This window comes from Amycolatopsis sp. NPDC051106, assembly GCF_040682775.1.
Classification (GTDB): domain Bacteria; phylum Actinomycetota; class Actinomycetes; order Mycobacteriales; family Pseudonocardiaceae; genus Amycolatopsis.
In genome coordinates this window covers 20,319-32,223 of record NZ_JBFBBQ010000100.1, presented here as the reverse complement: position 1 = coordinate 32,223, position 11,905 = coordinate 20,319, and the positions used below count along the sequence as shown (strand labels likewise).

The following is an 11,905-nucleotide window of genomic DNA, read 5'->3' as shown; positions in this document are numbered from 1 at the left end:
ACGCCGCCGGCCTCGCCGAGGAAACCCACATCCCCGGCTTCGTCTGGATCGCCGGCTGGCTGGCGCCGTGGCGTGGTCGGTCGGCGTTCCCGGTGTCACGGCCACAGCCGGGGGAACGCTTCGGACAGCGCCCACACGATCAGCGCCAGCCAGCCGGCGATCCAGACGAAGCCGGGGATGTGGGTTTCCTCGGCGAGGCCGGCGGCGTCGTCGGTGGCGGAAACCTCGCCGGCCCAACGCGCGGCGACGAGGTGACCCACTCCGGAGATCTCGCTGGTGAGCAGCAGCCACGCCTCGAGGTAGGCGATCGTCGTTCGCACCCACAGCGGCGCCCAGGCCAGCGCGGCGAAAGCGACCAAGCCGATGCCGGCGACGACGGCGAAGGTGAGCAGGTCGGCGGACAGGAACAGCAGCAGGGCGGCGGCGACCACGGTGAGGGTGAGCACGGCGGCGGCGTGCCCGCGCTGCAGCTGCACGGCTGCCCCGAGCCCGGCCAGCGACGGCATCGCGTAGCCGGCCGCGGAAGTGAGGATCGAGGAGAACCGCGAGGGGAACCAGACCCACGTCACTCCGGAATCCGGGCTGGAGATCCCGACCTGGTACACCCCGCCACCGGTCACCACGCTCATCAGCGCGTGGCCGCCCTCGTGCACGAACGTCCCCAGCACGTTGAACCGGGTCAGCAGGCGCGATCGCCCGGTCAGCAGCGTGGACACCGAAGCCAGCGTCACGGCGGCGGCCGCCAGCCCGGTCGCGGCGACCAGCCACCAGCTGGGCGCCGGCACGGTCGCGTTCACGATCTCGTCGAGTTTCCCGCGCTTCACGCGTCAAGCTCACCAGCCGGCCGGCGAGCGCGGAACCGCCGGATCGACGTTGTCACGAAGCTGTCAACCGGAAGAACCAGCGTGGGCCCGATCCGGTGCGGTCGGCACCGGACCGGGCCCACGGCTGCGCGCTAGCCGAAGTTCACGTCACTGCACCACATGTACGTCTGGTCCTGGTGTGACGCCTGCCAGATCGTGAACACGACGTGGTGCCCCGTGTACGCGCCGGAGGTCTGGACAGTGAAGTTGATGTCCTTGGCCGGGGCGTACCTGCCGGTCTGGGTGATGAAGTCGAGGTTGCCCCAGCCGAGGCGCTGGGTGGTGGGGTCGAACCCGTTCTTGCTGATGTAGACCCGCAGGTAGTCGGCACCGTGGCTGGCCTGGTCGTACAGGTGCATCGAGAAGCTGCTGCCGAGGCTGGTGGTCTTCCACGGGCCGGGGGTGTTGAGGGAGTTGTTGCGCGACAGGTTGTTGCTGCAGAGCTGACCGTCGGGGGTGGCGCCCTGGAAGTTGCCGCCGAGCCCGTCCCGCAGCGCGCTCATCCAGTTCCACATCGTGTCGGCGTTGGCCTGGAAAGCCTGCCAGCACATGGGGTCCTGCTGCTGCATGGCCGGGTTCGTGTGCTGGCTGCCCCAATCCTGCCAGCACTGGTAGGCGCGGGTGGCGGGGCCGACGATGGTGCCGTGCGCCGAAGCTGCCGGCACCCACAGGAACATTCCGGCCAGAGCGGCGACGAGCACCGCGAGGACGCTTCGCCGCCGGGCGGTGGAAGTGGTCCGTGTACGCATGAATGGGCCTCCATTCGTGATGAGTGGTGGTGATCCATTGGGAGCGCTCCCAGCGTGGGTGACAGAGTAGCGGGCATCCGGTAAAAGTTCAACGAACCGGACGAAATGACGGTGGCCCGCTCCCGGATGCGGCCCGGTTGCGGCCGTCGAGGTCCGTGACAGACTTCGCCCATGCACGATCGTGCCGCGCAGGACCTGATCGCCCGGGCCCGTGCCGAGACCGCACGGCTGGCCGAGGCGCTCACCCGGCAGCGGGACGGGATCGTGGCAGCGTCGGAGTTCAGCAGCAACGACGATGAGCACGACCCGGAAGGTGTCACGATCGCGTTCGAACGGGCGCAGGTCCAGGCTCTCCTGCGCCAAGCCCAGGACGACCTCGTGGACCTCGACCGCGCCGCCGACCGGGTGCGCGCCGGGACTTACGAAACTTGCGAACGCTGCGGCGGGCCGATCGCCGAAGGCCGGCTCGTCGCGCTCCCGGCGACGCGGATCTGCATCACGTGTGCGAACAAGGCGCGCTGAGCGGCTTGAAACGTTTTACGAAACCCAGGGTTCGCTCGCGGCCTGCCGTGACGCCAGGAATGAGTCATTCACTGCATCCGACGCAGTGAATGACTCATTCCTGGCATCCGACGCGGCCGGGAACTCGTGGCACTAGCCGGCCCGGAACTCGTAACTTCCGGAGCCCACCCGGTACCGCGCATAACCGCCCTGCGTCCCTTCCCACGTCGCCCCGGCCGGAGCCGCCACCTTGCCGCCCCGGCCGACCGGCACGAACACCTCACCCGTCGCACCGACAGGAACGCTGACCCGCACCGTGAAGCCGTTGCGGTCCCGGGTCCACGCCGACCGCACCAGACCGAGCGGAGACTGGACCTCGGCCGAAGCATTCCGCAGATCCCCCACGGGGAACGGCTGGATCTTGACCTTCGTGTAGCCCGGCGCCGCGGGCTCGATGCCGGCCACGTCCTGGTACAGCCAGTCGTCGACCGTGCCCATGAACGCGTGCTGGTGGGAGCGGGACCCGGCGGGCCACTCCTCCCACATCGTCGTGGCGCCCAGGGTCTGGAACCAGTAACCCCAGCCGGGGTACGACGGGTTCGTCGCGACGCTGTAGGCGAGTTCGGAATTCCCCGTGCCGGTGAGCACCGGGAGGATGAGCTTCGTGCCCAGCGCACCGGTGTTCAGGTGGACGCCGCGCCCCTTGATGTCGCCGACGAGGTTCGCGACGACGCCGGCGCGGGCCGCTTCCGGCACGATGCCGAGGCTCAGCGGCAGCAGGTTGCTGGTCTGGCGGTACCCCGCCGCGGGATCGTCGTAGTACGCCCCCTTGGCCGCGTCGAAGAACGTGGCGTTGAAGGCCTGGGCGATCGTGCGCGCGAGGCTGTCGAAGCGCGCGGCGTCGTCGTTGTGCCCAAGGGCGCGGGCGATCGCCGCCATCGTCGTGGTGGTCTTGTGGATGTACGCGGTACCGGCGAGCCGCGCGCCCTCGGGCGGCTGGGCGAAACCGGGGGCGAGCCAGTCGGCGTAGCTGCCGCCCGTGTAGATGTAGCCGGTCCGGGCGATGTTCTTCTCGAAGAACCCGAGCCACGCCTTCATCGCCGCGTAGTTGTCCGCGAGCGGCCGGACGTCACCGTAGTACCAGTAGAGATCCCAGTCGACGAGCACGAAACTCGCGGACCAGACCGGGTCGATCACCTGCTTGGCGCCCACGGTTCCCGGCACGGTCTGGCCGATGTTCCCTTCCGGGGTCTGGTCGTCCCGGTGGTCACGCATCCAGTTCTCGTAGAAGTCCCGCATGTCGAAGCTCGCGATGGCGGAATCGGCGGCCAGGAAGGCATCCGCGGTGTAGGGCCGCTTCTCGTACATCGGGGTGTCGGTCGGCACCGAGTGCAGGTTGTTGAGGATCGTGTTCGCCTGCGCATCGTGGTAGCGGTTGAGCAGGTCGCTCGAGCTGCTGAAGTTCCCGGTCCTGGCGACCGCCGTGTGAACGCGCTGCGCCGTCACGGACTCGACGGTGACGCCCGTCGGCGCGACGACCTGGACGTACTGGAACCCGGCGTAGGAGTAGCTCGGCGTGAACTTCTCCAGCCCGCTTCCCTTCAGCACGTACGTGTACTTCTGCAGCTGCATCCCGAAACCGCCGATGTTGTCGACGGTTCCGTCGGCTTTCAGCTTTTCGCCGTAGGTGATCGTCACGGCGGCGCCGGCCGGTCCGCGCACGGCGACGCCGGCCCAGCCCGCGGTCGGGGTGCCGTAGTCGCGCACCGTCGTGCCGGGAGCGGGGGTGGTCACCTTCCCGGGCGCGAGCGTGTCGGTCACCTTGATCGGCGGGAACGACTGCGCCCGCAGCGCACCCGCGGGCGCCGGGACGACGCGGGCCGGGCGCCAGCCGGAGTCGTCGAACCCGGTGTCGTTCCAGCCCGGCTGCTCGAGCCGGGCGTCGTAGGTTTCGCCGAACCACAGAGATTCGGACGTCGTGGGGCCGTCGGCGAGCGTCCAGCTGCCGTCGCTGACGACGCGTCCGCTCGTGCCGTCCGCGTAGGTGATGTCGAGCTCGAGCTTCAGCTTCGGCTCACCGTGCCACGGCGAGCTGTTCCACTCGTCGGGGTTCGTCATCGCGTAGTAGCCGCGTCCCAGGCTCACGCCGATCGCGTTGTCGCCGGAGCGCAGCGCCTGGGTCACGTCGTAGGTCGCGTAGAGGTCCGTCTTGTCGTACACCGTGAACGCCGGGTCGAGCTCGTGGTCGCCGACCCGCCGGCCGTTGAGGTAGAGCTTGTAGTAGCCGAGACCGGCGATGTAGGCGCGGGCGGACTTGATCCGCTTCTTCGCCGTGAAGTCCTTGCGCAGCAGCGGTTCCGGCTGCGGCGTCGTCGTGACCGAGTTCCCCCACGGGCCGGATCCGTACGCGGCCGCCACCAGCGCCGCCGGCCACGCCGAGTCGTCGAAACCCGGCTGCTGCCAGCCCGGGGTCTCCGTGTCGGACGACTTCCAGGTGGTGTCGGTGACGATGTCGACCGGGTTCGCGTTCGCTGTCTCGATGTGCAGCTTGCCGACGAGCCCCGACGGCCCGGGCTGGGCGTTGGCGGCCTGGATCGCGAGGACGTTCCGCCCGGCACGCAGGCCGGCCGTGAGGTCGACGTCGACGGCGGTCCGCCACGAGTCGGTGACCTGGGGCGAGCCGGCGACCTGCTTTCCGTTGACCTGCAGCACGAAGTTGTCGTCCGCGGTCAGCTGGAAGCGGGCCGCCGTGACCTGGGCGCCGGCGGGCAGGTCGACCGTCCGCCGGAAGTACCGGGTGCCGACCGGCGCGGAGTCCGCCGGATTCCCCTGCGGGTACCAGATCCAGCTCGCGCCTTGCAGCGAGGTGGCGGCCGGCTCCGCGCGCGCCCCGATCCAGTCGCCCTGGAAGTCCTTGCCGTCGAGGAACGCGGTCTCGAACCACGCGGCTTCGCTCCACGCCGACGCCCGCCGGTCGGCGTCCCAGACGCGGACCCGCCAGGAGTACCGGGTGCGCGGACGCAGGGCGGCTCCGGCGTACTCGACGTCGAACGACTTCGCCGACGGCACCGGGCCACTGTCCCACACGTCGCCCGCCCGGCCCGGCGCCGACGACACCTGCACCTGGTACGCCGACTGCCGGGCCCCCGGCCGGTCCGAGTCCAGCACCCAGCCGAGCCGGGGCCGGGCGACGTCGATCCCGAGCGGATCCGCCTGGTGCTCGACCGTCAGCGGCCCGACCCGCAGCCCCCTCGCCCCGGCGACGCTGCCCGGGTCGGCCAGCACCGGAGCCGTCCCCAGGACGGGCATGGCCAGCAGGACCACCAGCGCGGCCGAGATTCCCGCCATCCGCGATCTCATCGCACTTTCCTCCGTCGTCGCAGGGGAGTGTTCGGGCTTGAATCGTTTCAATCCGTCGAGATGGAGAAACGATATAGCGCTTCTCCCGACGTGACAATGGTCCGCCGCTCTTGCCAGTTGTTTGACAGCTGTCTATAAAGTTCGGGTGAGCATCGACACCACCGACGGGCGCGAGCTCCGGGCCGTGCGTTCCCGGGCGGCGTTGTTCGCGGCCGCCGTGGAGCTGGTGTCCGGACGTGGCAGCGCGAACATCCCGGTCACGGACCTCGCCGAGGCCGCCGGGGTCAGCCGCCAGCTCGTCTACCTGCACTTCGGTGACCGGGACACGCTCCTGGTCGCCGCCGCGATCGACCTCGCCCGGCGTGAACTGGCGCTCGGCGAGCAGTCCGGCCGCGCCGCGGTCCTGGCCACCGCCCGGCACTTCGCCGCCCATCGCGCGTTCTACCGCGCGCTGCTCACCGGCCCGTGCGCGTTCACGCTGACCACCGCCCTCACCGACCTGATCGCGCCGGCCAACCGCCACGTGGTGCTCGGGCTCTTCGGCGACCGGGTACGAGCCGAAGCCGTCGACGACCTGGCGGTGTTCCTCACCGGCGGCGCCGGCGCGCTGATCAACGCCTGGCTGCTCGGCGACGAGGAGTCACTCGATCCCGAGGAACTGACCGACCGCCTGGTCCGGCTCCTCCGCACCCTCGGCGGGCTCCCGGAAGAGGACCGATGACCCACCCCGAACTCACGATGGAAGTGGTGGCCCGGCTGGAAGTCCTGATCGCCGAGCCGATCGACGCCGGGGTGACCCCGGCCGGGCACCGCCGGGTCATCCCGATCACCGGCGGCACCGTTACGGGCCCGCGCCTGACCGGCGAGGTGCTCGGCATCGGCGCGGACTGGAGCGTCGTGCGGGGCGACGGCGTCGCGGTGGTGACGGCGCGGTACCTGATCCGCACCGGCGACGGCGTCGTGCTGACGGTGACCAACACCGGCGCCTTCACCGCGCAGGGCACCGTCACGACCCCGCGAATCGAAGCGCCCGAAGGCCCGTACTCCTGGCTCAACGACGCCGTCTTGGTCGGCACGCTCGTCCCGCGGCCGGCCGGTGCCCGGCCGCCCGGTGTTTCGCTCGAGTTCCATCAGATCCGCGTGAAGTGAGGTCGTTCGTGTCGATTCTGTCCCGGCCGTTCGTCGCCGATGGTGTGGCTCGTTTGATGGCCGCGGCCGCCGCCCGCGCGATCAGACCACGCCCGTTGTTTCCCGAAATTCCCGGCCGCAGCAGGGAAATCTCGGTCCCGACCCGGCACGGGCCGATGCCCGCCACGCTCTACCGCCCGCCGGAGGGCACTCCGGCGAAAGGGGTCTACGTCAACGCGCACGGCGGTGGGTTCGTGGTGGGGGGCGCGATCGGGGACGACCCGCTGTGCCGCTACCTCGCCGAGCACGCCGGCGTGTTCGTGGTCAACGTCGACTACGCGCTGGCGCCGGTGAAGCGGTTTCCCGTGCCGTGCGAACAGGTTTACGACGCGCTCAAGTGGGCGGCCGCACCCGAACGTGAGTGGGTGGGCGCGCGGCTGTGCGTCGGCGGGCAGAGCGCCGGCGGTGCGCTCGCGGCTGCGGCGTCCCGGCTCGCTCTGCGCGAGGGCGGACCCGAGATCGCGTTGCAGGTCTTGCACTATCCGCCACTGGACCTGGTCACCCCGGCCGCGGCCAAGCCGGCGCCGCCCGGCCGGCGGGTGGTGATCCGGCCGTGGATGGGGGAGGTCTTCGACACCGCCTACATCCCCGACGCCGCCCGCCGCGGCGACCCGCTGGCGTCCCCGGCGTGGGGGAGCAACGGCGACGGCCTGGCGGGGATCGCGCCCGCGCTGGTGCTCACCTGCGAACACGACCGGCTGCGCGCCGAAGCCGTCGCCTACGCCGGCAAGCTCGCGGCGGCCGGTGCGTTGGTGGAGCACTACGACATCCGGGGCGTCGACCACGGGTACGACCTGATGGGCGGGGACCCGGAGCTGGTCCGGCGGGTGTACGCGTTCCTGGCACTGCACGTCGAACGCGCGGTGACCGCCTGACCGCGCGCGTCAGCGCCAGGGCATGTGCTGCAGGCACCAGGTGTTGCCGTCCGGGTCGGCGAAGTAGGCGTAGAGCACGCCGCCCATGTCTTCTACGGGACCGACCTCGACCCCGCGGTCGACGAGCTGGGCGCGTGCCTGCTCGATGTCGGCGACCACCAGGTGCAGCCCGCGCATGGCACCCGGCGGCAGGGCGAGGGCCTGGACTCCCTCGGTGAGGGAGATCGAGCAGGCCGAGCCGGGCGGGGTGAGCTGGACGATGCGGACGCCCTCGGCCGGGCGGACGTCGACGTCGAGGGCGAAGCCGGCCTGATCCCGGTAGAAGGCGATGGCGCGGTCGAGGTCCGCGACCGGCACGGGGACGAGCTCCAGGAGGAACGCGCCGGCGGGCACGGGCGGGTTGCCGGGGTCGTTGGTGACCTCGGAGGCGTGGGGGATCTTGGTGGCGGGGTCGTTCATGAGCGGTCTCGTTTCTCTTGGTCGAGCAGGTCGAGCAGGGCGGCGAGGCGGTCGTAGGCCTCTCCGGCACCGCGTCGCATCGGGGTGCGCACGACCTGGTCGCGGATTTCCGGTGACGGGTACCGCACGGTGACGGTCATGGTGGTGTGGCCACCGGTCTCGGCCAGGACGGTGGTGACGAGCGCGGCGCCTTCGGGCCAGCCGCGGTGGATTTCGGTCTGCACGAGCCGTACGGGCGGCTCGACTTCGCGGAACTCGCCGTACATCTCCATTTCCGCGCCGCCGGGACCGTGGGAGACGAACCGCCAGGCGCCCCCGGGACGCAGGTCGACTTCGCAGCCGGTCAGGTGCCAGCCGTGGGCGCCGTGCCAGCGGCGCAGCAGTTCGGGCCGGGTGAGCGCGGCGAACACGAGGGGAGCGGGCGCGGCGAAGTCCCGGGTGAGCACGAGCCCGGTGGCGCCCGCTTCGGTGACTTGGAGTCCCGGGCTCCGCAGCGGCGGCGTCACGGTTGCAGGTCCTTCAGCAGATCGTCGAGCTGCCGGTAGCTGGCTTCCCAGTAGTCGCGGTAGCCGGCCAGCCAGGCCGTGGCCGCCTTGAGCGGTTCGGCGACCAGGTGACACGGCCGCCGCTGGGCGTCCCGGCCGCGGCGCACCAGCCCGGCCCGCTCGAGCACCCGGAGGTGTTTCGACACGGCGGGCTGGCTCATCGCAAAGGGCGCGGCGAGCTCGGTGACGGTGGCGTCGCCGGTCGCGAGCCGCGCGAGGATGGCCCGCCGGGTGGGGTCCGCGAGTGCGGCGAAGGTCGCGTCCAGGGTGCTGCTCGTGCCCATTGATAACCTTTCGGTTTTGTAACCGATTGGTTTATATAGGCTGTTCAGAGCGGTGTCAAGCGGTGCTGGGACACGAGAGCGCCGCCCTGCCCGGGGTGGGCAGAGCGGCGAGGTCGCGGCTTAGCCGCCCGGCTTCCGCTGCGGCCGGGTTCAAACGTCTTGAATGAGTCATTCAGGACCTCCCAGGACATGAATGACTCATTCAAGACGTTTGCCCGGGGCCGCCCGCCCCTGTCGACCCGCGCCGAGGCAGCCGGATCGGGGGACACGAGAGCGCCGCCCTGCCCGGGGTGGGCAGAGCGGCGCCGGGTTCTCGTACCTCAGGAGGCGCTGCAGCTGACGCTGGGCCAGTTCCAGTTCCCGTTGTGCTGGATGGTGACGCCCCAGTTGTTGCCGTTTCCGTTGGGCGTCGCGACGAGGACCTGGCTGCTGGGCCACGTCCCGTTGATGTTCCAGGTGGAGCTGATCCTCGCGGGGCTCGGCACGGTCATGGTGACCGTCCACGAACTGGAGCCGCTGACCGAGACGTTCAGGTTGTACCGGTCGCTCCAGCTCTGTCCCGCCGAAAGCGTCGCGGAACAGCTGCCCCCGCCCGGGGTGGTGGGCGTGGTGGTCGGTGTCGTGGTGCCCGTGCCCGTCGGGGTCGTCGTCGGTGTGGTGGTCGTCCCTCCGGAGTTGAGGACGTTCAGCACCGAGTTGTACGCGGCCTTCTTGTTCCCGCTGCCGTCGAACAGAAGGGGACTCTCGTTGGAGCGCCAGGAATCGCTGTCCCGTACGCCCCACACGGTGATGCCGACGCAGCGCGCGACGTTCATGCACGCCTGGGTCAGCGCCGCGTACTGCGAGGTGTTCGAGTTGGTGACGTCGACTTCGGTGAGCGCCACGTCGACGCCGAGCGCCGCGAAGCTGGAGATCGTGGTCTGGAGGTTGCTCGGGACCGAGCTGCCGCCGGTGAAGTGGGCCTGCAGGCCGACGCAGTCGATCGGCACGCCGCGGGACTTGAAGTCCCGCACCATGTTGTACACGCCCTGGGTCTTGGCGTAGTTCCAGTTGTCGATGTTGTAGTCGTTGTAGCAGAGCTTCGTCGACGAGTCGGCCGCGCGGGCGGTCTTGAACGCGACCTCGATCCAGTCGTTGCCCGTGCTCTGCAGGTTCGACGACCGGCGGCTGCCGTCTTCGTTGAAGGCTTCGTTGACCACGTCCCAGTAGGCGAGTTTGCCTTGGTAGTGGGCCATCACCTTCTGGATGTGGTTGATCATGGCGTTGCGCAGCGAACTGCCGCCCATGTTCTGCATCCAGCCCGGCTGCTGGGCGTGCCAGGCGAGGGTGTGGCCGCGCACCTTGGCGCCGTGGCCGACCGCCCAGTTGTAGATCTGGTCGCCGGCGGAGAAGTTGAACTGGTTCTGGTTCGGCTCGGTCGCGTCCGGCTTCATCTCGTTTTCGGCCGTCACCATGTTGAACTCGCGCGACGCGATCGTGGTGTAGGTCGAATCACCGAGCCTGCTGCCGGCGATCGCGGTGCCGAAGTACCGGCCGGACTGCGCGGCCGCGGCTCCCAGCGTGCTGGCCGCGGCGTCGGCGCCCGGGGCGGTCACCAGGACAGCGGCGGTCGCGGCGACGGTGGCCGCTGCCGCCAGCACGCGACTCGCCGACGACTGCCACCACCGTCTGCCGCTCCGGTCCGACGAACTTCTTGCCATCCGTGGTCTCCTTCCAGGCGCACGCCCAGGAAAGCCCGCCGGCGACGACTTCCGGGCAGAGCCGGGAAACCTGGTCACCGGTGACCTGGACGATCCGATGATGTTCACTTGCTGTGAGCAGCAGAGCACGGAGCTTCCACGCCAGGCAAAGAGTTTCGAACGACTTTCGGACTCGAGTCCGAAACTCGCGCCCGTCCGTGCGACCCGGGAAGTGCCGCTCTTAGCGGTGGCGCGCGTCGTCCAGGCGGCGGGCTTCGGCGGCCTGCTCGAACGGCGTGTCGCCCGCCGGGTGGCGGTCGCCCAGGCCGGCGAACAGCTCGGCCACCTTCACCGAGTCGTGGTGGGTGGCGAACTCGGCCAGCGCGGGGTCGGTGGCGGCCAGCAGCTGCCGGAACCGGAGCTCGGCGAGCGGGCCGAGGCGGTCGTAGATCTGCAGGAACACCTTCTGCGCCCGGTCGCGCGCCCAGTCGGCCGGCAGCAGCTCGGCAGGCAGGTCGGGGTCGGTCTCCGGGAACCGGCGCCAGTCCACCCGCAGCTCGGTGCGGGTGCGCAGCGCCTGCGCCGGGCTGATCAGGCCGGCGTCCAGGCCGGTGAGCACCTGCTCGTAGCGCTCGACGAACTGCTCGTACTCCCGGGCGAGGGGCTCGAGGTCGAACGCCGCAACGGCCGCGCCCGAACCGGGCACCTCGGTGGCGCGGAAGACCGTCGCGCTGCGGAGATCGAGCTCGCGCAGCGCCGTGAGCGCGGGGCGGGTCAGGTCGTGCGGGCTGACCCACACCCCGTCGTAGAGGGCGGCGAACCGCAGGACCCGCAGCCGCGACCGCAACGCCGTGCGCAGCCCGCGGTCCTGCTCCGGCACCGAGAACGTGACGACGGTCCACTGCCCGTCCCACTCGGGCGCGGTGGTGCCGAAGGTCAGCATCCGGTGCGTGCGCTCGATGATCACTTCGGACGTGCGCGCGGGAATCCCGTACGCCGTGGTCCGCCCGCTGCGCGACACGGTGAGCAGGCCGCGGGCGGCGAGGCGGCGGATCGCGGCCCGTGCGCTCGCCGGGCTGATGTCGAACTCGCCGAGCAGCTCCACCAGGGCGGCCGAGGGGATGTGCTCGTCGCGCCAGTACCAGAAGTCGCCGAGCAGGGACGTCAGCAGCAGCTGGGGTTCGGCTCCCTGCTGGGAGCGGGGCAGCGGCCCCGAGGACGTCGCTGTCATCGCGCGCCTGCCTCTTCCGGGGATCGGTCCGACGGCCGGCGGGGGTCGCCCGCCGCGGGTGTCCATGGTGGCAGTGCCGACCGGGTGTCCGCACCGAGGGGTTGAATCACGCGACACATCATGCGACGATCGGCGCCCAGATAGCAACCAATCGATCCTTCAGGTTCCCGC

12 protein-coding genes are annotated in these 11,905 nt (G+C 70.5%); 4 read left to right on the top strand and 8 right to left on the bottom strand.

The window, feature by feature from the left end; translation table 11 throughout:
• Positions 1 to 95: 95 nt before the first annotated feature.
• Together AB0M83_RS41500 and AB0M83_RS41495 are read right to left on the bottom strand one after the other, a co-directional pair.
• Positions 96 to 824 (bottom strand): M50 family metallopeptidase, encoded by a 729-nt coding sequence (locus AB0M83_RS41500; protein WP_364526188.1) that lies wholly within the window; start codon positions 822 to 824, stop codon positions 96 to 98.
• 131 nt (positions 825 to 955) lie between these two features.
• Positions 956 to 1,612, bottom strand: coding sequence for a lytic polysaccharide monooxygenase (locus AB0M83_RS41495; RefSeq protein ID WP_364526186.1), 657 nt, complete (start codon positions 1,610 to 1,612; stop codon positions 956 to 958).
• 171 nt (positions 1,613 to 1,783) lie between these two features.
• Here AB0M83_RS41495 and AB0M83_RS41490 point away from each other — a divergent pair, with 171 nt between their 5' ends.
• On the top strand, positions 1,784 to 2,134 hold the full coding sequence (locus tag AB0M83_RS41490; protein WP_364526185.1) for a TraR/DksA C4-type zinc finger protein: 351 nt from the start codon (positions 1,784 to 1,786) through the stop codon (positions 2,132 to 2,134).
• A gap of 132 nt (positions 2,135 to 2,266) precedes the next feature.
• Here the strand turns inward: AB0M83_RS41490 and AB0M83_RS41485 are convergent, their stop codons facing one another.
• Positions 2,267 to 5,473, bottom strand: coding sequence for a family 78 glycoside hydrolase catalytic domain (locus AB0M83_RS41485; RefSeq protein WP_364526184.1), 3,207 nt, complete (start codon positions 5,471 to 5,473; stop codon positions 2,267 to 2,269).
• A 145-nt stretch (positions 5,474 to 5,618) separates the two neighbouring features.
• Between AB0M83_RS41485 and AB0M83_RS41480 the strand changes: the two genes are divergently transcribed.
• From AB0M83_RS41480 to AB0M83_RS41470, 3 genes are all read left to right on the top strand, one after another.
• A complete protein-coding gene (locus tag AB0M83_RS41480) occupies positions 5,619 to 6,194 on the top strand; it encodes a TetR family transcriptional regulator (RefSeq protein ID WP_364526183.1) in 576 nt (191 codons plus the stop codon).
• Positions 6,191 to 6,622, top strand: coding sequence for a DUF3237 family protein (locus tag AB0M83_RS41475; protein WP_364526181.1), 432 nt, complete (start codon positions 6,191 to 6,193; stop codon positions 6,620 to 6,622). The genes AB0M83_RS41480 and AB0M83_RS41475 overlap by 4 nt, the downstream gene beginning before the upstream one ends.
• A 155-nt stretch (positions 6,623 to 6,777) precedes the next feature.
• The gene (locus AB0M83_RS41470; protein WP_364526179.1) at positions 6,778 to 7,536 is read left to right on the top strand and encodes an alpha/beta hydrolase fold domain-containing protein; all 759 of its coding nucleotides are present in this window, start codon (positions 6,778 to 6,780) and stop codon (positions 7,534 to 7,536) included.
• A 9-nt stretch (positions 7,537 to 7,545) separates the two neighbouring features.
• On the opposite strand, the gene AB0M83_RS41465 is transcribed toward AB0M83_RS41470, so the two are convergent.
• The 5 genes from AB0M83_RS41465 to AB0M83_RS41445 form a co-directional block, all read right to left on the bottom strand.
• Positions 7,546 to 7,995: a VOC family protein gene (locus AB0M83_RS41465; protein ID WP_364526177.1), complete on the bottom strand. Its 450-nt coding sequence runs from the start codon at positions 7,993 to 7,995 to the stop codon at positions 7,546 to 7,548.
• A complete protein-coding gene (locus AB0M83_RS41460; protein WP_364526175.1) occupies positions 7,992 to 8,501 on the bottom strand; it encodes an SRPBCC family protein in 510 nt (169 codons plus the stop codon). The genes AB0M83_RS41465 and AB0M83_RS41460 overlap by 4 nt, the downstream gene beginning before the upstream one ends.
• The gene (locus tag AB0M83_RS41455) at positions 8,498 to 8,824 is read right to left on the bottom strand and encodes a metalloregulator ArsR/SmtB family transcription factor (protein WP_364526173.1); all 327 of its coding nucleotides are present in this window, start codon (positions 8,822 to 8,824) and stop codon (positions 8,498 to 8,500) included. Before AB0M83_RS41455 ends, AB0M83_RS41460 begins: the two co-directional genes overlap by 4 nt.
• Positions 8,825 to 9,144: 320 nt before the next feature.
• Complete coding sequence (locus tag AB0M83_RS41450) at positions 9,145 to 10,524, bottom strand: endo-1,4-beta-xylanase (protein WP_364526171.1); 1,380 nt, start codon at positions 10,522 to 10,524, stop codon at positions 9,145 to 9,147.
• 220 nt (positions 10,525 to 10,744) lie between these two features.
• Complete coding sequence (locus AB0M83_RS41445; RefSeq protein WP_364526169.1) at positions 10,745 to 11,734, bottom strand: PaaX family transcriptional regulator C-terminal domain-containing protein; 990 nt, start codon at positions 11,732 to 11,734, stop codon at positions 10,745 to 10,747.
• Between the last annotated feature and the right edge of the window lie 171 nt (positions 11,735 to 11,905).